Raw genomic sequence first — 22,379 nt, 5'->3', positions numbered from 1 at the left:
ATACGACGCACCCGGGTGATCCGCGCGACGCTCTTGACAAGACTGGTGAGCTGATTGGGTGGGACGGGGGAGACCGGGGGTCACAGGGGTTGCGCCGGTGCCCCGCGGTGTGCGGAGTGGCCGGAAGCAGGCTCCCGCCGTCGCTGATACCCTGGTAGCCCGTGGACCGGTGGTCGTCCGCAACCGCAGACGAGGCCCCCGAACCGCAGCGACGGCATCTCCGGAAATCTCCGGACGGCGGCCGGCACGCACCTCATGATCGCGACCACGGGAGCCCCCTTTGGCTATGCAGCCCACATCCACGACGACCAAGCACATCTTCGTCACCGGGGGTGTCGCCTCGTCCCTCGGCAAGGGTCTGACTGCCTCCAGCCTCGGCGCCCTGCTCAAGGCGCGCGGCCTCCGGGTCACCATGCAGAAGCTCGACCCCTATCTGAACGTCGACCCGGGCACGATGAACCCGTTCCAGCACGGTGAGGTGTTCGTCACCAACGACGGCGCCGAGACCGACCTGGACATCGGCCACTACGAGCGCTTCCTCGACGTCGACCTCGACGGCTCCGCCAACGTCACCACCGGCCAGGTCTACTCCCAGGTCATCGCCAAGGAGCGGCGCGGCGAGTACCTGGGCGACACCGTCCAGGTCATCCCGCACATCACCAACGAGATCAAGCACCGCATCCGCCGCATGGCCACCGACGACGTCGACGTCGTCATCACGGAGGTCGGCGGCACGGTCGGCGACATCGAGTCGCTGCCGTTCCTGGAGACCGTCCGCCAGGTCCGCCACGAGGTCGGCCGGGACAACGTCTTCGTCGTGCACATCTCGCTGCTGCCCTACATCGGCCCTTCCGGCGAGCTGAAGACCAAGCCCACCCAGCACTCGGTGGCCGCGCTGCGCAACATCGGTATCCAGCCGGACGCCATCGTGCTGCGCGCCGACCGCGACGTGCCGACCGCGATCAAGCGCAAGATCTCGCTGATGTGCGACGTCGACGAGGCCGCCGTGGTGGCCTGTGTGGACGCCAAGTCGATCTACGACATCCCCAAGGTGCTCCACACCGAGGGTCTGGACGCCTACGTCGTGCGCAAGCTCGACCTGCCGTTCCGCGATGTCGACTGGACCACCTGGGACGATCTGCTGGACCGCGTCCACAACCCCGACCACGAGGTCACCGTCGCCCTGGTCGGCAAGTACATCGACCTGCCGGACGCCTACCTCTCGGTGACCGAGGCCATCCGGGCCGGCGGCTTCGCCAACAAGGCCCGGGTCAAGGTCAAGTGGGTCGCCTCCGACGACTGCAAGACCCCCGCCGGTGCCCGCACCGCGCTCGGCGACGTCGACGCGATCTGCATCCCCGGCGGCTTCGGCGAGCGCGGCGTCATCGGCAAGGTCGGCGCGATCCAGTTCGCCCGCGAGAACAAGGTGCCGCTGCTCGGCCTCTGCCTGGGCCTGCAGTGCATCGTGATCGAGGCCGCGCGCAACCTCGCCGAGATCCCCGACGCCAACTCCACCGAGTTCGACGCCGCGACCGCCCACCCCGTCATCTCGACGATGGAGGAGCAGCTCGCCTACGTCGAGGGCGCGGGCGACCTGGGCGGCACCATGCGGCTCGGCCTGTACCCGGCGAAGCTCGCCGAGGGCTCGCTCGTCCGCGAGGCCTACGACGACCAGCCGTACGTGGAGGAGCGCCACCGCCACCGCTACGAGGTCAACAACACCTACCGGGCCGAGCTGGAGAAGAAGGCCGGACTGGTCTTCTCCGGCACCTCCCCGGACAACAAGCTCGTCGAGTACGTCGAGTACCCGCGCGAGGTGCACCCGTACCTCGTCGCCACCCAGGCCCACCCGGAGCTGCGCTCCCGCCCGACCCGCCCGCACCCCCTGTTCGCGGGCCTGGTCAAGGCGGCCGTGGCCCGCAAGGTGAGCGCGGCCGAGGGCAAGTAACGGCGGCCCGCCAGGCGTTACGGTGGACCGGGACACGCATCCTTCGAGGATGCGTGTCCCGGTCACTGTTTTTTGTGGGAGGACGTAGATGGGTATCCAGGACACGCCCGAGGAATGGCCGGTCACCGCGACCGAGACCCCCTTCCGGGGCAACAAGACCAGCGTCCGCACCGATGACGTGGAGATGCCCGACGGTTCGGTCGTGCGCCGCGACTACCAGGTCCACCCCGGCTCGGTCGCCGTGCTCGCGCTCGACGACGAGGGCCGCGTCCTCGTCCTGCGCCAGTACCGCCACCCGGTGCGCCACAAGCTGTGGGAGATCCCGGCCGGACTGCTCGACGTCCCGGGGGAGAACCCCCTGCACGCCGCGCAGCGCGAGCTGTACGAGGAGGCCTACGTCAAGGCCGAGGACTGGCGGGTCCTCACCGACGTCTACACCACGCCCGGCGGCTGCGACGAGGCCGTACGGATCTTCCTCGCCCGGAACATCTCCGAGGCGGACGGGGAGCGCTTCGAGGTCTCCGAGGAGGAGGCCGACATGGAGCAGGCCCGGGTCCCGCTCCAGGAGCTGGTGCGGGGCGTCCTCGCCGGGGAGCTGCACAACAACTGCCTGGTGGTGGGCGTGCTCTCGCTGGCCGCCGCGCTCGCGGGCGACGGGCTCGACGCGCTGCGGCCCGCCGAGGCGCCGTGGCCCGCCCGGCCGTTCGAGGCCTGACCGTCCCGTACGGCCGACGGGGCGGCCCGCACACCCCCGGTCGGACAAGATGCTGATCCGATCGGGGGACGTCCCCGCCGCGCTCCGCCCGATACGGCCACCCGCCTGAACTACGCTCTGTCTGCCCGGACCGGAGTCCCGGCGGGCGACGCGTGCGGCGAAGTGGAGCGTGGCCCGTGACGGATCAGGCGGTGGACACCAGCGGCCCGGCCGGGACGACGGGGACCGAGGGGCCCGTCACCGTCGCACCACCCCGATTCTTCGGCCGCGCACGCGAGTTGAAGGAGCTGCGGGCCGACATCGAGCGGGCCGGTCTGGACACCATGGCCGGCCGCCGCAGCGGCCGGGCCCGGGTCCTGCTGATCGCCGGACGCCCCGGCTCCGGCCGCACCGCACTCGCCGAGGAACTGTCCCGCCTGCTGCTCGACACCGGCGACTACCCCGACGGGGTGCTCCGCGCGCGCCTCGGCGAGCCCGGCGGCGCCCCCGTCCCCGGCGAGCGCGCCGCCCGGGAACTGCTGAGCCGGCTGGACGTGGCCGGGCCGCCCGGCGCGGACGAGGACGAACTGACCGAGATGGTCCGCGAGGCCCTCGCCGTGCGCCGGGCCGTTCTGCTGCTCGACGACGCGGTCGACGCCGCACAGGTCGACCCGCTGCTGCCGGACAACCCCGACTGCCTCGTCGTCGCCACCGCGCAGGGACCGCTGACCGGCATCCCCGGGGTGCGGCCCTGCACCCTCGGGGGGCTCGACGCCGCCTCCGCAGTCCAGCTGCTCTCCCGGGAGATCGGGGACGTCAGGGTCACCGTCGACCCGCTGACCGCCGAGACCCTGGCCGAGGAGTGCGGCGGACTGCCCGCCGCGCTCGTCCTGGTCGCCGGCCTGCTCGCCGACCGCCCCACCGCCTCGGTCGCGGACGTCACCAAACAGCTGCGGGAGCTGCCCGAGGACACCGAACTGCCCACCGGGGCACGGCCCCTGGCGCGTGCCTTCCGGCTGGTCCACGACTCCCTGGCACCGACCCCCGCCCGGATACTGCGGCTGCTCGCGCTGGCCCCCGCAGGACTCGCCGACGCCCACACCGCCTCGGCGCTGGCCGGCTGCTCCGTCTCCGCCGCCCGCACGACGCTCGACGACTTCGTCCGGCTCGGTCTGCTGCGCGGCGACGGGGCCGGGGAGCCGCAGTACGAGGTGCCCGGCTGTCTGGCGCCGATGCTGCGGGCGCTGCTGGAGGAGCGGGACCGCCCGGCCGAGATCCAGCTCGCCAGGGCCAGGCTGCTGGAGCGGACCGTGCGCCTGCTCCAGTCCTGCCGGGCGGTCACCGACCCCGAGGGCTCCCCGTCCCGGCGCAAGCTCGCCGGGCTGCCGCGCTCGCTGCGCTTCCCGCACCCCGAGGCCGCCGCCGACTGGCTGCGCCGGCGCAGGCCCGCGCTGCTGGCCTCCGCCGCGGTCGCCGTCGAGGACGGTGAACTGGACACACTGGCACGGCGGTTGGTGGCGGCCCTGGTGCGCGCGCTGGCGGTGCACGAGGGCACCGAGGCGGCCGCCCCGGACCTCTACGGACTGCACGGGCTGGTGCTCGCCGTGGCGGAGCGGCGGGACCTGCCCCGGGAGCGGGCCGCGGCCCTGCTCAACCTCGCCGACCTCGACGCGGGGACCGGCCGGACCCGTGAGGCGCTGGTCCGCTACCGGGCCGCGCTGGACGCGGGCCGGGCCGCGAAGGACCCGTACGCCACCGGCCGGGCGATGGAGTCGATCGGCGGCGCCCACGCGGAGCTGGGCGACTACCAGCGGGCCTCCGACTGGTACGGACGGGCGCTCGCCCAGCGCCTCACCCAGGGCGAACGGGCCGACGAGGCACGGCTGTACGGGCGGCTGGGCGCGGTCCACACCTATGCCGGGCGGTACGGCGAGGCGCTGCGGAACTGGCGGGCCGCGGCGGCCGGTCACCGCAGGCTCGGCGATCTGCCGGCCCAGGCGCGCGCCCTCAGCGAGATCGCCCGGGTGCAGGAGTACGCGGGCCGTCCGCAGGAGTCGCTGCAGACCTGCCGGGAGGCCGTGGAGTGGGCCCGGCGGGCCGAGGACGTGCGGCTGCAGGCGGCCCTGGAGCTGCGGCTCGCGGACACCCTCGACCGGCTCGGTGACCCGGCCGCCGCGGGGCTCCACCGGGGCGCGGCCGAGAGATTGCTGGGCGAGGAGAGCACGGCCTACGAAATCCGTAGTGCCGCGACGGAAAATTAATGCTTTGTAAGGCTAGACAGCGAGAAACCCTTCATTAGACTGGCTGTGCCGCGGGTGTTCGCGGTGTCTCCATTTACGCGGTGTCTATCCGGGTATGTATAGCCATGTCCTGATAACCCTCTGAGCCCAAGGACCGTGATCGACGTGAAGGTCGGCATCCCCCGCGAAGTCAAGAACAACGAGTTCCGCGTGGCGATCACGCCTGCCGGTGTGCACGAGCTCGTCCGGCACGGCCACGAGGTCGTCATCGAGCAGAACGCCGGGGCCGGCTCGTCCATCACGGACGAGGAGTACGTCGCCGCCGGGGCGCGGATCCTGCCCACCGCCGACGAGGTGTGGGCCACCGCGGACCTGCTGCTCAAGGTCAAGGAGCCCGTCGCCGAGGAGTACCACCGCCTCCGCAAGGACCAGACGCTCTTCACCTATCTGCACCTCGCCGCCTCCCGCGAGTGCACCGACGCGCTGCTGGAGTCCGGCACCACCGCCATCGCCTACGAGACCGTCGAGACCGCGAACCGCGCCCTGCCGCTGCTCGCCCCGATGTCCGAGGTCGCGGGCCGGCTCGCCCCGCAGGTCGGCGCGTACCACCTGATGCGTTCGGCGGGCGGCCGCGGTGTGCTGCCCGGCGGCGTCCCCGGCACGGCGGCCGGCCGTGCCGTCGTCATCGGCGGCGGCGTCTCCGGCTGGAACGCCACCCAGATCGCCGTGGGCCTCGGCTTCCACGTCACGCTGCTCGACAAGGACATCAACAAGCTCCGCGAGGCCGACAAGGTCTTCGGCACCAAGGTGCAGACCGTCGTCTCCAACGCCTTCGAGCTGGAGAAGGCCGTCGTCGAGGCGGACCTGGTCGTCGGTGCCGTGCTGATCCCCGGAGCGAAGGCCCCGAAGCTGGTCACCAACGAGCTCGTCGCCAAGATGAAGCCCGGAAGTGTACTTGTCGACATTGCAATTGATCAGGGCGGCTGCTTCGAGGACTCGCATCCCACGACGCACGCCGAGCCGACCTTCATGGTCCACGACTCGGTCTTCTACTGCGTCGCCAACATGCCCGGCGCGGTCCCCAACACCTCGACGTACGCCCTCACCAACGCCACGCTTCCCTACATCGTGGAGCTGGCGAACCGTGGCTGGGCCGACGCCCTGCGCCGTGACGCCGCGCTGGCCAAGGGCCTCAACACCCATGACGGACAGGTCATTTACCGCGAGGTGGCCGAGGCGCACGGTCTGCCGCACGTCGACCTGAGCACCCTTCTGGGCTGACGGGTCAACCCCCGGCGTCAACCTCGCGACCGCGGCCGGACCTTGCCGAGCAAGGTCCGGCCGCCGTCGTGCCGGGCGCGGGGCAACTCGCCTCGAACGTAACCGTTCAACCGATTCGTTCCCCGCCGAAAAGTGTGCCCGAGGGGCTGCGCACCCTTGACAGCGGGGTGTTCGATTGCCGACACATCGGGCCGGGTCCGGCGGATTGTGTTGCTGCGGACCGGTGACACGCCATAGAGTCGCCCATCGTCGGCATGGTGCCACGCTGACCTATCGATAAGTTTCCTGGTCACGTCCAAGGAGGTAAGACGACTTGTGAATGAGTCGACATTTACTCCCGGGGGTGTTCAACCAGGGATGCCCGTACAGGGCCAGAGCCCGGAGGGGCTGGAGGCTGTCGGCTCCGTCGCTGTCCGCACCTTCGCCACCCACCAGCACATGACGACAGCCCCCCAGACGATGGACGGCCTACACGTGAACGCCATGGCCGGCAACGAGAGCGGCCGCGACACCGCCCGCCTCGCCGACTTCGACGAAACACCCCAGGGGCACTTCTACGACCCCGACGCCGAGTACGAGCCCGACCCGGAGTACGCGGCCACCCTCGCGCCCGACGCCGCCCGGCAGCGCCGCGAGCGGATCGGCCCGACCGGCCGGCCCCTGCCCTACTTCCCGATCCCGGGCCCGCTCACCGACCACGGCCCCGCGAAGATCATCGCGATGTGCAACCAGAAGGGCGGCGTCGGCAAGACCACGTCGACCATCAACCTGGGTGCCGCGCTCGCGGAGTACGGACGGCGCGTCCTGCTCGTCGACTTCGACCCGCAGGGAGCCCTCTCGGTCGGCCTCGGCGTGAACCCGATGGAGCTCGACCTCACCGTCTACAACCTGCTCATGGAGCGGGGCATGGCGGCCGACGAGGTCCTCCTGAAGACCGCCGTGCCCAACATGGACCTGCTGCCGAGCAACATCGACCTGTCGGCCGCCGAGGTCCAGCTCGTCAGCGAGGTGGCCCGCGAGTCCACCCTGCAGCGCGCCCTGAAGCCGCTGATGGCGGACTACGACTACATCGTGATCGACTGTCAGCCCTCGCTCGGCCTGCTCACGGTGAACGCGCTGACCGCCGCCCACAAGGTGATAGTGCCGCTCGAATGCGAGTTCTTCGCGCTGCGCGGCGTCGCCCTGCTCACCGAGACCATCGAGAAGGTCCAGGAGCGGCTCAACCCCGACCTGGAGCTCGACGGCATCCTCGCCACCATGTACGACTCCCGTACGGTGCACAGCCGCGAGGTCCTGGCGCGCGTCGTCGAGGCATTCGACGACCACGTCTACCACACGGTCATCGGGCGCACGGTCCGCTTCCCCGAGACCACCGTCGCGGGTGAGCCCATCACCACGTACGCCTCCAACTCCGTCGGTGCCGCCGCCTACCGCCAGCTCGCCAGGGAGGTGCTCGCCCGGTGTCACGCCGAGTGAGTCTGCCCGGGGCCGACGAACTGTTCCGTACCACCGGAGGGATGGGCCTCCAGTCCTCCTCCCCGGCGGAGCGCCGCCGGAAGGCGAACGGCGAGGCGACGCGGGTACCGGCTCCGGCCGGTGAGGGCGGGACCGGACCGTCCGGCGAGGGCTCCGAGGCCCCCGAGGGCGCCGACCCCGCCCGGGAGGAGCACTCCGCCGCGGGCGCCGACGCCGGGGACTCGCGCAGCCGGTCCGGCGAACGCGACCGGGCCGCGGTGGCGCCGCAGACCCGCCGCACCCCGCCGCCCGCGCCGGAACCGGCGCAGCAGCCCGCCGTCCAGCCGCAGCGAGGCCGCGGCGGCCGGGGGGCGAACCGCAGGCCCAGCGGCCGGGAGCGCCACGACGAGAAGATCACGGTCTATGTCTCCGCCGAGGAGCTGATGGACCTCGAACACGCGCGGCTGGTGCTGCGCGGCGAGCACGGCCTGGCCGTGGACCGCGGCCGGATCGTCCGCGAGGCCGTCGCCGTCGTCCTGGCGGACCTGGAGTCCCGGGGCGACGCGAGCATTCTCGTACGGCGGCTGCGCGGCCGCTGACCGGCGCGGCGCCGGTAGCCTGCACCGGGGGCCCGCACCCGGCCGACGGGGTCCGGATCCTCCCGCCCGTGTCCCGCCGCACCCTGGATCCCCATGCCGACGCCCGACCAGCCCGCCCGCTCCACCCGCCGCCCCCTGGGCCGCGGGCCGGGGGGCGGCGGCGTGGAGCGGGAACCGTCGGCGGAGACGCCCGTACCGGAGCCCGCGCCCGCGCCCGAGACGGCACCCGAGACCGAGAGCGCGCCCGCGCCCGAGACTGAGCCCGAGACCACCCCTCGGGCTGCTTCCGAGGTCCAGGTGGAGCCGGAACCCGCCGCCGAGGCCGCTCCCCGGCCCTCGGCCGAGGACGGCGACGGTCGCTTCACCGTGCGGCTGGCGAACTTCGAGGGCCCCTTCGACCTGCTGCTCCAGCTGATCTCCAAGCACAAGCTGGATGTGACCGAGGTCGCCCTGTCCAAGGTCACCGACGAGTTCATGGCCCACATCCGCGCCATGGGGCCGGACTGGGACCTCGACCAGACCACCGAGTTCCTGGTCGTCGCGGCCACCCTGCTCGATCTGAAGGCCGCCCGGCTGCTGCCCGCCGCCGAGGTCGAGGACGAGGCCGATCTGGCGCTCCTGGAGGCCAGGGACCTGCTCTTCGCGCGGTTGCTGCAGTACCGCGCGTACAAGCGCATCGCCGAGATCCTCAGCGAGCGCCTGGAGTCCGAGGGGCGGCGCTTCCCCCGTACCGTGGGGCTCGAACCGCACCACGCCGAGCTGCTGCCCGACGTCGTCATCAGCATCGGCGCCGAGGGCTTCGCCCGGCTCGCGGTGAAGGCCATGCAGACCAGGCCCCGGCCGCAGGTCTACATCGACCACATCCACGCCCCGCTGGTCAGCGTGCGCGAGCAGGCGGGCGTGGTGGTGGAGCGGCTGCGCGGGGCCGGGGCGGTCAGCTTCCGGGAGCTGACCGCGGACGCCCCGGACACCCTCACCGTGGTGGCGCGGTTCCTGGCGCTGCTGGAGCTGTACCGGGAGAAGGCCGTCGTGCTGGACCAGGACGAGGCGCTCGGGGAGCTGATGGTGCGCTGGACCGGGGGAGAGGGAACGGGGCCGACGGTGACCGACGAGTTCGACCAGGAGGCGGCGGACGTGCGGGACGAGCGGCGGGACGTGACGGAGTGAGCGGGCCGGAGACCACCGGAGGCGTGGCGGACCTGGACCTCAAGCCGGCGCTGGAGGCCGTGCTCATGGTCGTCGACGAGCCGGCCACCGAGGAGCACCTGGCCAAGGTGCTGGAGCGGCCCCGGCGGGCCGTGGCGGACGCGCTGCGGGAGCTGGCCGACGACTACACCGTGCAGCGCCGCGGTTTCGATCTGCGGCTGGTGGCCGGCGGCTGGCGCTTCTACACCCGGCCCGCGTACGCGGCGGCGGTCGAGCGCTTCGTCCTGGACGGGCAGCACGCCCGGCTCACCCAGGCCGCGCTGGAGACCCTCGCGGTGGTCGCCTACCGGCAGCCGGTCAGCCGTTCCCGGGTCTCCGCGGTCCGCGGAGTGAACTGTGACGGGGTCATGCGGACCCTGCTCCAGAGGGGGCTGGTCGAGGAAGCGGGCGCGGAACCCGAAACAGGTGCGATCCTGTACAGGACGACGAACTACTTTCTGGAGCGGATGGGCCTGCGTGGCCTGGATGAGCTCCCGGAGCTCGCGCCCTTCCTCCCCGAGGCGGACGCGATCGAGGCCGAGACGCTAGAGGGTGTGCCGTCGTTCGATCCGGACGCACCGGACACCCCGGATACTCACGCAGACGACAAGACGGATTTTTGATGCGAAGCAGTGGCAGGAACAGCGGAAGCGGCAGCGGCGGAGGCCGGAGCGGCGGAACCGGCGGCACGGGCCGCGGCGGCTCCGGAGGCAGGAGCGGCGGCGGCCGGAGCGGAGCGCGGAACAACAGCGGCACGGGCCGCAACAGCAACCCGAACGCCCGCGCCCCCCGCTCCGAGCGCGACCAGCAGTGGGAGGAGCGCCCCCGCAAGCCCCGGCCCGAGGAGCGGCGCTACGACACGGCCCCCGACCGCCCCGGCGGTGACGGCGGCGCCCGCAAGGGCCGCGGCGCCGCGGCCCGGGGCGGCGCCAAGGGCGGCCCCAAGGCGGCCTCGGGCGGCTCCAAGGGCGGTTCCCGGCGCGCGCCGTACGGGGCCCCCTCCCGGCCGCGCGAGCTGGACGCCAAGATCGAGCAGCGCAACCGCGACCGGTACGCCGGCAAGGCGGACATCAGGACGCCCAAGACCCACCCGGGCGCCGAGCAGGAGGGCGAGCGGCTGCAGAAGGTCCTCGCCCGCGCCGGCATGGGCTCGCGCCGCGCCTGCGAGGAGCTGATCGAGCAGGCCAGGGTCGAGGTGAACGGCGAGATCGTCGTCGAGCAGGGCATGCGGGTCGACGTCCACAAGGACGAGATCAAGGTCGACGGCCTCACGGTCGCCGCGCAGTCCTACCTCTTCTTCGCGCTGAACAAGCCCGCGGGCGTCGTCTCCTCCATGGAGGACCCGGACGGCCGCCAGTGCCTCGGCGACTACGTCACCAACCGTGAGACGCGGCTCTTCCACGTCGGCCGGCTGGACACCGAGACCGAGGGCATCATCCTGCTCACCAACCACGGCGAGCTGGCCCACCGCCTCACGCACCCGAAGTACGGCGTGAAGAAGACCTACCTCGCCGCCATCCAGGGCCCGCTCCCGCGCGACCTGGGCAAGCGGCTCAAGGACGGCATCCAGCTGGAGGACGGCTACGCCCGCGCCGACCACTTCCGCGTCGTCGAGAACACCGGAAAGAACTACCTGGTCGAGGTGAGCCTCCACGAGGGCCGCAAGCACATCGTGCGGCGGATGCTGGCCGAGGCCGGCTTCCCCGTCGACCGGCTCGTGCGCACCGGCTTCGGCCCGATCCCGCTGGGCGACCAGAAGTCGGGCTGGCTGCGCCGGCTCACCAACACCGAGGTGGGCATGCTCATGCGCGAGGTCGGCCTGTAGACGGACCGCACCCACCCGCTCCGGCCCGCGGCCGGTTCCCGTACGGCGAGATTCCCGTACGAGAACCGGCCGCGGGCCTTTTGCCGCCCCCGATCCTTCTTTATAGTCAGTATGACTATTAAGGAGGCGGGCGTGAGTCTCGCGGATGTACTCGATCCCCTGCAGGAACCCCTGGTGACGGTCCTGGACACCCCGGTCAGCTGGACCGAGGTCCTGGGCTTCGGCAGCGGAGCGCTCTGCGTCTGGCTCGTGGCCCGCCAGCACCTCGCCAACTGGCCCATCGGCATCGCCAACAACGTCTTCTTCATCCTGCTGTTCACCCAGTCCGGGCTGTACGCGGACGCGGGTCTCCAGATCGTCTTCATCGCCCTTGCCGCGTACGGCTGGTGGACCTGGACCCACGGGGGTGGACCAGGGACCGGCGCCCTTCCGGTGCGGCGCACCACCCGCACCGAATGGGCCTGGCTGCTCGCGGCAGGGGCGGTGGGGATCCTCGCGCTGACCGTTCTCCTCGACCGGGCGACCGACTCGACCGTGCCCTTCTGGGACGCCCTGACCACCGCGCTCTCGCTCACGGCGACCTACGGGCAGTGCCGCAAGCTCCTGGAGTCCTGGTGGCTGTGGATCGCCGCCGACGTGGTCTACATCCCGCTGTACGCGTACAAGGAGCTGTATCTGACCTCGCTGCTGTACGCCGGATTCCTGACGCTGTGCCTGATCGGGCTGCGCTCCTGGGCGCGGGACACGGGCCCCGCCGTCCCCCGCCACGAGACCGAGGGAGCCGCCGCGTGAAGCGCTACGCCCACGGACTGGTGCTCGGGAAGTTCTACCCGCCGCACGCCGGCCACCACCACCTCGTCCGCACCGCCCGGGACCGCTGCGAGCGGCTGACCGTGCTGGTCTGCGCCGCCTCGGTGGAATCCGTGCCGCTCGCGGACCGGGTCGCCTGGATGCGGGAGGTCCACCCGGACGTGACCGTCGTCGGCGCCATGGACGACACCCGGATGGATCTCCACGACCCGGCGATATGGGACGCCCACATGGCCGTCTTCACCGGAGCCGTGCCCGAACGGGTCGACGCCGTCTTCACCTCGGAGTCGTACGGGGACGAACTGGCCCGCCGCTTCGGCGCCGAATCCGTCTGCGTCGACCCCGGCCGCACGGTCTTCCCGGTCTCCGGCACCGCCGTCCGCGCCGACCCGGCCGGCTGCTGGGACTTCCTCGAACCGCCCGTCCGCGCCGCCCTCGCCCGCCGCGTCGTCGTCCTCGGCGCCGAGTCCACCGGCACCACCACCCTGGCCCGCGACCTCGCCGGCCACTACCGCAGGCGCGGCGGGATCTGGGCGCACACCGGCTATGTCGCCGAGTACGGACGCACGTTCAGCGAGCAGAAGCTCGCCGCGCTGCGCGAGCGGTGGCCCGGGGCCCAGTGGGAGGACGTCTCCTTCACCACCCACGACTTCCCGCTCATCGCCGAGACCCAGAACGCCCACGAGGACGCCGCCGCCCGCACCGGCTCCCCGCTGCTCGTCTGCGACACCGACTCCTTCGCCACGACCGTCTGGCACGAACGGTACGTCGGCGGGCGCAACCCCCTCGTCGAGCGGATCGCCGACCGGGTGGGCCACCACCTGTGGCTCCTCACCGACCACCGGGGCGTCGCCTTCGAGGACGACGGACTGCGCGACGGCGAGGAGCTGCGCCCCTGGATGACCGAGCGCTTCCGGGCCGAACTGACCCGCACCGGACGCCCGTTCACCGAGATCACCGGCAGCCGCGAGGACCGCCTCGCCGCGGCCGTCGAGGCGGTCGACGCGCTCCTCGCGCGGGGCTGGGACTTCGCCGCGCCCCTCCCGGAGCGCCGATGAGCGCCACCGCCCCGCCGGGCTACGACCCGCACGCCTTCGAACCGTTCGCCGTCACCGTCGACCTGGCCGTCTTCACGGTCCGCGAGACCCGGCTGCACGTCCTCCTCGTCGAACGCGGCGAGGACCCGTACAAGGGCCACTGGGCGCTGCCCGGCGGCTTCGTACGGCCCCGGGAGTCCGCCGAGGACGCGGCCCGCAGGGAACTGGCCGAGGAGACCGGACTCACCGATGACACCGTCTCGGCCCTCCACCTGGAGCAACTGCGCACCTACAGCGACCCGGACCGCGACCCCCGGATGCGGGTCGTCTCCGTCGCCTACGCCGCCCTCGTCCCCGACCTGCCCGAGCCGCGCGGCGGCGGCGACGCCGCCAGCGCCCGCTGGTGGGACGCCGGACGGCTCGGCCCCCTCGCCTTCGACCACGACCGGATCCTCTCCGACGCCCGCGCCCGGATCGGCGCAAAACTCGAATACACCTGTCTGGCCACCGCGTTCTGTCCGCCCGAATTCACCCTGGGAGAGCTCCAGCAGGTGTACGAGACGGTCTGGGACGTCGAGCTGGACCGGCCCAACTTCCGGCGCAAGGTCCTCGCCACGCCCGGCTTCGTCCAGGCCGTGGAGGGACCGCCGCGCCGCACCGGCGGACGGGGCAAACCGGCCGCCCTCCACCGGGCGGGCGCCGCCACCGCGCTGCACCCCCCACTGCTGCGACCGGAAGGAAGAAGCACGTGATCGTGACCAGGACCCTCACCAAACAGGCCGCCACCGGCGCGCTCACCGGGCTCGCGCTCGGCGACGCACTCGGCTTCCCGACCGAGTTCAACAACGTCCCCTCGATCCTCGCCAAGTGCGGCCCGTGGCGCCAGATGCGGCTGCCCAAGCCGGCGTTCGTCACCGACGACACCCAGATGACCCTGGCGCTGGCCCGGGGCATCCGGACCGCGACCGACCGCGGACTGCTCACCCCGCTGCGGCTGGTGCGCCCGGTGCGCGACGAGTTCGTCGACTGGTACCACTCGCCCGACAACAACCGCGCCCCCGGCCGCACCTGCATGACCGCCTGCCGGCTCCTGGACAGCGACCGCCTCTGGCAGGAGGCCAGCCAGACCGGCTCCAAGGGCTGCGGCGCCAATATGCGCGTCGCACCCGTCGGCCTCGTCCCCGGCCTCAGCGAGGAGCAGCGGGCCGGTGCCGCCCAGCTCCAGGCCGCCCTCACCCACGGACACCCCACCGCGCTCGCCGCCTCCGACCTCACGGCCCGCGCGGTGTACCTGCTGGCGCAGGGCGCGGAGCCGATGGGGCTGGTCGGCCAGTTGCGCAGCTACGCGTACGAGAACGGCCACCGCTACCTCACCCGCTGGCTCGGCGACCTCTGGCGCTACGCGGGGGACTCCTCGCCCGAGCAGTACATCCAGCGCGGCTGGGACGAATGCCTCGCCGCCCTCGCCCGGGTCCAGGACGCCCTGCGCCACCCGTCCCCGGAGACCGACCCCTGCGAGGCCACCGGCGACGGCTGGACCGCGGAGGACGCCCTCGCCACCGCCCTGCACTGCTTCCTCCTCTTCCCCGACGAACCCGTCACCGCCCTGCGCCGCGCCGCCTGCACCCGGGGCGACTCGGACTCGCTCGGCTGCCTGACCGGGGCCTTCGCCGGAGCCCACCTCGGCTCGGCGGCCTGGCCCAAGGAATGGTCCGAGCGCATCGAGTACCGGAGCGACCTGCTGTCCCTGGGAGCCCTCTGGGACGCTTGAGCCATGCATACGGACACCGCACCCCTCCGGGACGCCGGGCTGCCGGTCACCGACCTCGGCCCGGTCGTCGCCGCCGAGACCCACCCGCTGCTGTTCGCCACGGTCTCCGGGGCGCATCTGTACGGGTTCCCCTCCCGGGACTCGGACGTGGACCTTCGGGGGGTCCACGTCCTGCCCGCCGAGGACCTGCTGGGGCTGCGCGCGCCGGAGGAGACCCGTTCGCGGATGTGGGACAGCGACGGGGTGGAGATGGACCTCGTCACCCACGACCTGCGCAAGTTCGTCCGGCTGATGCTGAAGCCGAACGGCTACGTCCTGGAGCAGTTGCTCTCGCCGCTGGTCGTGCACACCACCGCGGCCCACGCGGAACTGGCGGCACTCGCCCCGGACGTCCTCACCCGCCACCACGCCCACCACTACCGCGGATTCGCGAACACCCAGTGGCGGCTCTTCGAGCGCACCGGGCTGCTGAAACCGCTCCTCTACACCTTCCGGGCCCTGCTCACCGGCATCCATCTGATGCGCACCGGCGAGGTGCTGGCCCATCTGCCCACGCTGCTCGACCGGGTGCCCGCCCCGGGCTACCTCCCCGGCCTGATCGAGGCCAAGACCGACGCCGAGTACGGCGGGGCGGACGGGGTGGACCGCGAGGCGGCCGCGCGGGACGTGACGGCCCTGCACGCGGTCCTGGAGACCGCACGGGAGGAGACGGGGCTCCCGGACGCCCCGGTCGCCTTCGACGCGCTCCACGAGCTGGTGGTGCGCGTCCGGCTCGGCTCCTAGGCCATGCCTCGGCCCCGCGCCTCAGCCCCGCGCCCCGGCCAGGGCCGAGGCGCGGCGGGCGCGGACCAGGAAGTCCTCGACCCGGGCGCGGTCGGGAGCGGCGGGGAGCGGTGACCGGGGGGCCGCCTCGTCGTTCTCCGCGGCCAGCCGGTTCATCCGCCGCTCCACCTCCTCCCAGGTCACCTCACCGCGCTTGACCGCCAGCAGGGACTCCCGCTCCGCGCCCACGCCGATGACCAGCTCCCCGGTGCGCAGCAGGTCCCGGGCGGACGCCAGGAGGCGCAGGAGATGCATGGCGTGCTTCCAGCGCGGCGCACCGTACCGCCGCACATCCGCCTCCAGCTTGCGGCGCTGCCCGGTCGCGTACCGCGCGAAGGTCTCGTGCACCCGCCGGGACAGGAACGCCCCGCGCAACGACAGCAGCTCCCGGCCCGTCGCGTCGATCCGCTCCACCAGCGGCGAGTGCAGGCACTCCAGTACATTCGGATTGGCCCGCAGCGCCAGGGAACAGAACCGTTCCAGCTCCCAGGAGAACTGCTCCTCGGCCGGACCCTCGACATGCGTCGGCGGCTTGTCGAACCGCCAGTACAGCGCGGTCGGGGCCAGGAACACCCCGCGCCGGTCGGTGTCGCTGTCCTCCGTGGCCAGCCCGAAGGCCCGCGAGCCCATCACACAGGAGTAGACCGTGTGGTCGCGCACCAGCGCCTCGTCCTCGGGGGTGATCATGCGGGGGAGCGTACGGGAAAGTCCGCACGCCGGGGCGTCTCACGGACAGAGCGCACGGGCGCCCGGCCCGCCGGTCCCTCTAGGGTGAAACCCGGCACACACACGGGGCAGGCACAGGCGAGGAGTACGACGTGGCGGTACGAGCGGTCCGGGGAGCCGTCCAGCTGGACCGGGACGAGACGGGGCACATGGGCGAGCGGGTCGGCGCGCTGCTGACCGAGGTCCTGGAGCGCAACAGCCTGGTCCCGGACGACCTCATCAGCATCTGGTTCACGGCGACGCCCGATCTCCACAGCGACTTCCCGGCCGCGGCCGCCCGGAGCCTGGGCATCGTCGACGTCCCGCTGATCTGCGCCCAGGAGCTGGACATCGAAGGCGCCATGCCCCGGGTGGTGAGGGTCCTCGCCCATGTGGAGACCTATCTCGCCAAGTCGGAGATCGCCCACGTCTACCTCGGCGCCACCGCCGCCCTGCGCAAGGACATCGCCCAGTGAGAACCGCCGTCGTCATCGGAACCGGCCTCGTCGGCACCTCCGCCGCCCTCGCCCTCGCGGGGCGGGGCATCACGGTCCACCTCGTCGACCACGACCCCGAGTCCGCCCGCACCGCCGCCGCGCTCGGCGCCGGTACGGACGATCCGCCCGAGGGCCGGGTCGACCTCGCCGTGGTCGCGGTGCCCCCGGCCCACACCGCGACCGTCCTGGCCGCGGCCATGAACGACGGGGTCGCCCGCGGCTACCTCGACGTGGCCAGCGTCAAGGGCGGACCCCGCCGCGAGCTGGAGGCGCTCGGCGTCGACCTCGCCCCGTACATCGGCACGCACCCCATGGCCGGCAAGGAGCGCTCCGGCCCGCTGGCGGCCACCGCCGACCTGTTCGAGGGCCGGCCCTGGGTGCTCACGCCCACCCGGGACACCGACACCGAGGTGCTCAACCTCGCCCTGGAGCTGGTCGCGCTCTGCCGGGCCGTCCCCGTCGTCATGGACGCCGACGCCCACGACCGCGCCGTCGCCCTGGTCTCCCACACCCCGCAGCTGATCTCGTCCATGGTCGCGGCCCGGCTGGAGGACGCCGACGAGACCGCGGTGCGCCTGTGCGGCCAGGGCATCCGCGACGTGACCCGGATCGCCGCCTCCGACCCCCGGATGTGGGTGGAGATCCTCTCCGCCAACCCCGGGCCCGTCGCCGACGTCCTCGCCGGGGTCGCCGCCGACCTCGGCGAGACCGTCACCGCGCTGCGCGCCCTCCAGTCCGCCGACGAGGCGAAGCGCCGCGAGGGCACCGAGGGCATCCAGGACGTCCTGCGGCGCGGCAACGCCGGCCGGGTCCGGGTGCCCGGCAAGCACGGCGCCGCCCCGTCCTCGTACGAGGTCGTGGCCGTCCTCATCAGCGACCGGCCGGGCGAGCTGGCCGCGATCTTCGCGGACGCGGGCCGCTCCGGGATCAACATCGAGGACGTGCGGATCGAGCACGCCACCGGCCAGCAGGCCGGCCTGGTCCAGCTCATGGTCGAACCGAGCGCCGCCCCGTCCCTCGCCGCGGCCCTGCGCGAGCGCGGCTGGTCGATCCGCCCGTAGGGCGCGTCCGGCCCGGACCGTTGTCCACAGGGGTGGTCGGGCCCGCCCCGGCACTCGGTAACCTGGTGCGGGGCGGGTTTCACGCGTCCCGTCCCGCCCGCCCCGTGTACCAGGAAGGTGTCCACCACCGTGGAAACCGCAAGCGCCGCCGTCCGGACCGCCCCGGCCGCCGTGATCGTCGCCATCGACGGCCCCTCCGGCACCGGCAAGTCCAGCACGTCCAAGGCCGTCGCCGCCCAGCTCGGCCTGAGCTACCTGGACACCGGTGCCCAGTACCGGGCGATCACCTGGTGGATGCTGAACAACGGGATCGACGTGCACGACCCGGTCGAGGTGGCCACCGCGGCCGGCAAGCCGGTCATCGTCTCCGGCACGGACCCGGCCGGTCCGACCATCACGGTCGACGGCGAGGACGCCTCCGCCCCCATCCGCACCCAGGAGGTCACCTCCAAGGTCAGCGCGGTCAGCGCCGTCCCCGAGGTCCGCGCCCGGATCACCGAGCTGCAGCGCTCCATCGCGGCCGGCGCGGAGAAGGGCATCGTCGTCGAGGGCCGCGACATCGGCACCACCGTGCTGCCCGACGCCGACATCAAGATCTTCCTCACCGCGTCCGCCGAGGCCCGCGCCGCCCGCCGCAGCGGAGAGGTCAAGGGCTCCGACCTGGCCGCCACCAAGGAGGCGCTGATCAAGCGGGACGCGGCGGACTCCGGCCGCAAGACCTCCCCGCTCGCCAAGGCGGGCGACGCCGTCGAGGTCGACACCACCGAGCTGACCCTCCAGCAGGTCATCGAGTGCGTCGTCACCCTCGTCGGGGAGACGCGGGCCGCGAAGTGACACCCGTCACGGCCGCGCCCTCGCCGCGCGGAGCGGCGATCGGACGCGGCATCGGGATCGGCCTGATGTACGGGCTCTTCCGGCCCCGTGTCCTCGGCGCCTGGCGCGTTCCGGCCTCCGGACCCGTCATACTCGCGGTGAACCACTCGCACAACATCGACGGGCCGATGCTGATGGGCACCGCGCCCCGGCCCGTCCACTTCCTGATCAAGAAAGAGGCGTTCGTCGGCCCGCTCGACCCGTTCCTGCGCGGAATCGGTCAGCTCGACGTGGACCGCACGACCGCCGACCGCACCGCCGTCACCCGGGCCCTCGGGGTGCTGGAGGGCGGCGGGGTGCTCGGGATATTCCCCGAGGGCACCCGGGGCGACGGGGACTTCGCCTCGCTGCGCGCCGGACTGGCCTACTTCGCGGTACGCAGCGGGGCGCCGATCGTCCCCGTGGCCGTCCTGGGAAGCACCGGGCGCCGCGGACGGTTGATATCGGCACTGCCGCCGCTGCGCAGCCGCGTGGACATCGTCTTCGGAGCACCCTTCGAAGCCGGTGACGGAAGCGGCAGGCGTACGCGCAAGGCGCTGGACGAAGCCACGCTGCGCATTCAGGCCCGGCTGACCGGCCACCTGGAGCACGCCGGACGCCTCACCGGGCGTACCGGGTAAGACATGAGTAGTGGACGGCGCGCTGCGCGGTCCATCGATGATGATGCAAAGAGGAACGGACTTCATGAACGACCAGATTCACTCCGGCGGCTCGGACCACGAGCACGGAGCGCTTGGCGATGCCGAGTACGCGGAGTTCATGGAGCTCGCCGCGCAGGAGGGGTTCGACCCCGAGGACGTCGAGGGTGCCATCGGCGAGGCCGGTCACGGCCCGCTGCCCGTGCTCGCCGTCGTCGGCCGCCCGAACGTCGGCAAGTCGACCCTGGTGAACCGGATCATCGGCCGCCGCGAGGCCGTCGTCCAGGACAAGCCGGGCGTCACCCGCGACCGCGTCAGCTACGAGGCCGAGTGGGCGGGCCGCCGCTTCAAGGTCGTCGACACCGGCGGCTGGGAGCAGGACGTGCTGGGCCTGGACGCCTCCGTGGCCGCCCAGGCGGAGTACGCCATCGAGACGGCCGACGCCGTCGTCTTCGTCGTCGACTCGACCGTCGGCGCCACCGACACCGACGAGGCCGTCGTCAAGCTGCTGCGCCGGGCCGGCAAGCCCGTCGTGCTCTGCGCCAACAAGGTCGACGGGCAGAGCGGCGAGGCGGACGCCACCGCGCTCTGGTCGCTCGGCCTCGGCGAACCGCACCCGGTCTCCTCGCTGCACGGCCGCGGCACCGGCGACCTGCTCGACGCCGTCCTGGAAGCGCTGCCCGAGGCGCCCGCGCAGTCCTTCGGCAGTGCCCCCGGCGGCCCGCGCCGCATCGCGCTGATCGGCCGCCCCAACGTCGGCAAGTCCTCGCTGCTGAACAAGGTGGCCAACGAGGAGCGCGTCGTCGTCAACGAGCTGGCCGGCACCACCCGCGACCCGGTCGACGAGCTGATCCAGCTCGGCGGCATCACCTGGAAGTTCATCGACACGGCCGGCATCCGCCGCCGCGTCCACCTCCAGGAGGGCGCGGACTACTACGCCTCGCTGCGCACCGCCGCCGCCGTGGAGAAGGCGGAGGTCGCCGTCGTCCTGATCGACGCCAGCGAGTCGATCAGCGTCCAGGACCAGCGCATCGTCACCATGGCCGTGGAGGCCGGGCGCGCCGTCGTCCTCGCCTTCAACAAGTGGGACACCCTCGACGAGGAGCGCCGCTACTACCTGGAGCGCGAGATCGAGACGGAGCTGGGGCAGGTCGCCTGGGCCCCCCGGGTCAATGTCTCGGCGCTCACCGGCCGGCACATGGAGAAGCTGGTCCCGGCGATCGAGACGGCCCTGGAGGGCTGGGAGACCCGGGTCCCCACGGGCCGGCTGAACGCCTTCCTCGGCGAGATCGTCGCCTCCCACCCGCACCCGGTGCGCGGCGGCAAGCAGCCCCGCATCCTCTTCGGCACCCAGGCGGGCACCAAGCCCCCGCGCTTCGTCCTCTTCGCCTCCGGCTTCCTGGAGCACGGCTACCGCCGCTTCGTGGAGCGCAGGCTGCGCGAGGAGTTCGGCTTCGAGGGCACCCCGATCCACATCTCGGTGCGGGTCCGCGAGAAGCGCGGCCGTAACAAGTAACCCCGCACGGGGGACACGACGGAGCCCCTGGCCCACTCGTCCGGCGAGTGGGCCAGGGGCTCCGTCGTGCGGGGGCGGCCCGCGTCAGGCGTCCCCGGAGCCGGGCGGCAGGGCCGCCGGCGGCCTGCCGCGGCCCGCGTGCCGGCCGACCCGCTGCCAGGAGCCCAGGGAGCCCGCACGGCTGCCCGTGGAGGCGCCGGGGCCGCTCATGCCGCCCCCGGGGCCCGAGGCGGCCGCGGGGACGCCCAGCGGGGCGCGGGTGGCGAAGAAGCCGGCGCCGAAGGCCGGCATCGCCAGACTCTCCTCGCCGCTCCGGTCACCCGGCAGCGCCCGGAACGACCGGCGGTACTCGGAGTACAGCGCGTCGTAGATCGGGGTCTGGGACGGGCCGCCCGACGGGTCCCGCGCGGGGCGCATCGCGGGGATCGGGCTCGGACGCTGGTGAGAGGGGTCGTATGCGTGCACGTATGTGCCAACGACCCCGCCCTCCGTGGGATGCGGCCGAACGGGAGAAAGACGGGAGTGCTCCGGTCGTGCCGCCATGATCAGGTCCCGGCCAGCGGCATCGCGGCGGCGACCAGCAGCCCGCTCGCGGTGGCCTTCTCCAGGGCGTCGCGCAGCAGGTCCTCGCGCGGCTGCTGGCCGATGGAGCCGGAGGGCGCCGCGTACACGAGCACGGTCTGCGACTTGTTGGCGGCGGTCCGCCAGCCCTCGGTGACCTGGAGCGGCGCGTGCGCCTGCCACCAGGCGACCGGGGCGCCGCCGCCCGTGCCGGGCTGGAGCACCGCGTGCAGCTGCCCCATGGCCAGCAGGATCGACCAGCCGTGCAGCACCTCGGGGACCTGGTCCATCCGGTGCACCGGGCGGAAGCCCTGCTCCAGCAGGAGCGGCAGGAACTCGTCGCCGCCGCCCCCGCCGGTCCCCGGCCGGGCGATCGGCCCGGTCGGCTCGACCACCAGCGCGGGGTGCAGCTCGTCGTCGATCAGGACGAGGCCGCTGGTGATGCCGAGCACCGCCTGCTCGGGCGCCCGGTCGAGGTCCTCCGGCTCGCTTCCGGTGATGCTGCGCACGGCCCCCTGCAACTGTTCCTCGGCGACCTGGACGACCTGGGAGGGAATGCAGGTCGCGTGGGCGAAGGCGAGGACGGCGGTCTCCTCGCCGACGAAGAGCACCGTGCTGGTGCGCTCCTGTTCGGAATCGCCGGGGGTCCGGCAGGAGGTGCAGTCGTAGCTGCCGGGGGCGTTGTCGCCGATGAGCAGCCGGTCGGCTTCGGCATCGCCGATCTCGGCGCGTACGTCCTCGCTGACGTCGAGCATGCGCGGCACGGGTGGCTCCTCGAACTCGGTACGTGCGCCGGGCGGTTCCCGGCTCATGAAGGAGACAACGGGCGATCCGCCGCCGGGGTCACGCGGGAAGGCGAAC

At 72.8% G+C, this 22,379-nt stretch carries 22 protein-coding genes; 19 read left to right on the top strand and 3 right to left on the bottom strand.

Going from position 1 to position 22,379, the window contains the following annotated elements; all coding sequences use genetic code 11:
* The first annotated feature begins 286 nt into the window (after positions 1 to 286).
* The 14 genes from ACZ4FH_RS26115 (at position 287) to ACZ4FH_RS26050 (ending at position 15,628) form a co-directional block, all read left to right on the top strand.
* The gene (locus ACZ4FH_RS26115; RefSeq protein ID WP_467307795.1) at positions 287 to 1,948 is read left to right on the top strand and encodes a CTP synthase; all 1,662 of its coding nucleotides are present in this window, start codon (positions 287 to 289) and stop codon (positions 1,946 to 1,948) included.
* 88 nt (positions 1,949 to 2,036) lie between these two features.
* Positions 2,037 to 2,663, top strand: coding sequence for an NUDIX domain-containing protein (locus tag ACZ4FH_RS26110; protein WP_467307793.1), 627 nt, complete (start codon positions 2,037 to 2,039; stop codon positions 2,661 to 2,663).
* 176 nt (positions 2,664 to 2,839) lie between these two features.
* Positions 2,840 to 4,903: a tetratricopeptide repeat protein gene (locus ACZ4FH_RS26105; protein ID WP_467307792.1), complete on the top strand. Its 2,064-nt coding sequence runs from the start codon at positions 2,840 to 2,842 to the stop codon at positions 4,901 to 4,903.
* A gap of 144 nt (positions 4,904 to 5,047) precedes the next feature.
* Complete coding sequence (gene ald / locus ACZ4FH_RS26100; protein ID WP_467307823.1) at positions 5,048 to 6,163, top strand: alanine dehydrogenase; 1,116 nt, start codon at positions 5,048 to 5,050, stop codon at positions 6,161 to 6,163.
* A gap of 357 nt (positions 6,164 to 6,520) precedes the next feature.
* On the top strand, positions 6,521 to 7,639 hold the full coding sequence (locus ACZ4FH_RS26095) for a ParA family protein (RefSeq protein WP_383649777.1): 1,119 nt from the start codon (positions 6,521 to 6,523) through the stop codon (positions 7,637 to 7,639).
* A complete protein-coding gene (locus ACZ4FH_RS26090) occupies positions 7,636 to 8,217 on the top strand; it encodes a hypothetical protein (protein ID WP_467307821.1) in 582 nt (193 codons plus the stop codon). The genes ACZ4FH_RS26095 and ACZ4FH_RS26090 overlap by 4 nt, the downstream gene beginning before the upstream one ends.
* A gap of 93 nt (positions 8,218 to 8,310) precedes the next feature.
* Entirely contained in the window at positions 8,311 to 9,384 is a 1,074-nt protein-coding gene (locus tag ACZ4FH_RS26085; RefSeq protein ID WP_467307790.1) for a segregation and condensation protein A, read from the top strand.
* Entirely contained in the window at positions 9,381 to 10,025 is a 645-nt protein-coding gene (gene scpB, locus ACZ4FH_RS26080; protein WP_383649787.1) for an SMC-Scp complex subunit ScpB, read from the top strand. The genes ACZ4FH_RS26085 and scpB overlap by 4 nt, the downstream gene beginning before the upstream one ends.
* Positions 10,025 to 11,227: a pseudouridine synthase gene (locus ACZ4FH_RS26075; protein ID WP_467307789.1), complete on the top strand. Its 1,203-nt coding sequence runs from the start codon at positions 10,025 to 10,027 to the stop codon at positions 11,225 to 11,227. The genes scpB and ACZ4FH_RS26075 overlap by 1 nt, the downstream gene beginning before the upstream one ends.
* 132 nt (positions 11,228 to 11,359) lie before the next feature.
* A complete protein-coding gene (gene pnuC, locus ACZ4FH_RS26070; RefSeq protein WP_467307788.1) occupies positions 11,360 to 12,019 on the top strand; it encodes a nicotinamide riboside transporter PnuC in 660 nt (219 codons plus the stop codon).
* Positions 12,016 to 13,095 (top strand): AAA family ATPase, encoded by a 1,080-nt coding sequence (locus ACZ4FH_RS26065; RefSeq protein ID WP_467307787.1) that lies wholly within the window; start codon positions 12,016 to 12,018, stop codon positions 13,093 to 13,095. Before pnuC ends, ACZ4FH_RS26065 begins: the two co-directional genes overlap by 4 nt.
* The gene (locus ACZ4FH_RS26060) at positions 13,092 to 13,826 is read left to right on the top strand and encodes an NUDIX hydrolase (RefSeq protein ID WP_467307786.1); all 735 of its coding nucleotides are present in this window, start codon (positions 13,092 to 13,094) and stop codon (positions 13,824 to 13,826) included. Before ACZ4FH_RS26065 ends, ACZ4FH_RS26060 begins: the two co-directional genes overlap by 4 nt.
* Complete coding sequence (locus tag ACZ4FH_RS26055; RefSeq protein ID WP_467307784.1) at positions 13,823 to 14,845, top strand: ADP-ribosylglycohydrolase family protein; 1,023 nt, start codon at positions 13,823 to 13,825, stop codon at positions 14,843 to 14,845. Before ACZ4FH_RS26060 ends, ACZ4FH_RS26055 begins: the two co-directional genes overlap by 4 nt.
* Positions 14,846 to 14,848: 3 nt before the next feature.
* Positions 14,849 to 15,628 carry a nucleotidyltransferase domain-containing protein gene (locus ACZ4FH_RS26050; protein WP_467307783.1) on the top strand — a complete coding sequence of 260 codons (780 nt, stop codon included), beginning with the start codon at positions 14,849 to 14,851 and terminating at the stop codon, positions 15,626 to 15,628.
* Between the two features lie 21 nt (positions 15,629 to 15,649).
* Here ACZ4FH_RS26050 and ACZ4FH_RS26045 read toward each other — a convergent pair whose 3' ends face one another.
* Positions 15,650 to 16,354, bottom strand: coding sequence for a nucleotidyltransferase domain-containing protein (locus tag ACZ4FH_RS26045; RefSeq protein ID WP_467307780.1), 705 nt, complete (start codon positions 16,352 to 16,354; stop codon positions 15,650 to 15,652).
* Between the two features lie 131 nt (positions 16,355 to 16,485).
* On the opposite strand from ACZ4FH_RS26045, the gene aroH reads away from it, so the two are divergent.
* From aroH to der, 5 genes are all read left to right on the top strand, one after another.
* Positions 16,486 to 16,848, top strand: a complete 363-nt coding sequence (gene aroH / locus ACZ4FH_RS26040) for a chorismate mutase (RefSeq protein ID WP_467307779.1) — start codon at positions 16,486 to 16,488, stop codon at positions 16,846 to 16,848.
* Complete coding sequence (locus ACZ4FH_RS26035) at positions 16,845 to 17,930, top strand: prephenate dehydrogenase (protein ID WP_467307777.1); 1,086 nt, start codon at positions 16,845 to 16,847, stop codon at positions 17,928 to 17,930. The genes aroH and ACZ4FH_RS26035 overlap by 4 nt, the downstream gene beginning before the upstream one ends.
* Before the next feature lie 117 nt (positions 17,931 to 18,047).
* The gene (cmk, locus tag ACZ4FH_RS26030; protein ID WP_383649816.1) at positions 18,048 to 18,764 is read left to right on the top strand and encodes a (d)CMP kinase; all 717 of its coding nucleotides are present in this window, start codon (positions 18,048 to 18,050) and stop codon (positions 18,762 to 18,764) included.
* Entirely contained in the window at positions 18,761 to 19,423 is a 663-nt protein-coding gene (locus ACZ4FH_RS26025; RefSeq protein WP_467307776.1) for a lysophospholipid acyltransferase family protein, read from the top strand. The genes cmk and ACZ4FH_RS26025 overlap by 4 nt, the downstream gene beginning before the upstream one ends.
* Positions 19,424 to 19,487: 64 nt before the next feature.
* Positions 19,488 to 20,957 (top strand): ribosome biogenesis GTPase Der, encoded by a 1,470-nt coding sequence (gene der, locus ACZ4FH_RS26020; protein ID WP_383649823.1) that lies wholly within the window; start codon positions 19,488 to 19,490, stop codon positions 20,955 to 20,957.
* 84 nt (positions 20,958 to 21,041) lie between these two features.
* Here the strand turns inward: der and ACZ4FH_RS26015 are convergent, their stop codons facing one another.
* Complete coding sequence (locus ACZ4FH_RS26015; protein WP_383649825.1) at positions 21,042 to 21,374, bottom strand: hypothetical protein; 333 nt, start codon at positions 21,372 to 21,374, stop codon at positions 21,042 to 21,044.
* Positions 21,375 to 21,502: 128 nt separating this feature from the next.
* Positions 21,503 to 22,282 carry a hypothetical protein gene (locus tag ACZ4FH_RS26010; protein ID WP_467307774.1) on the bottom strand — a complete coding sequence of 260 codons (780 nt, stop codon included), beginning with the start codon at positions 22,280 to 22,282 and terminating at the stop codon, positions 21,503 to 21,505.
* Positions 22,283 to 22,379: the final 97 nt, after the last annotated feature.

The sequence above is a fragment of the Streptomyces sp. NPDC024555 genome, assembly GCF_055559335.1.
This window is presented reverse-complemented; position numbering and strand designations above follow the sequence as displayed.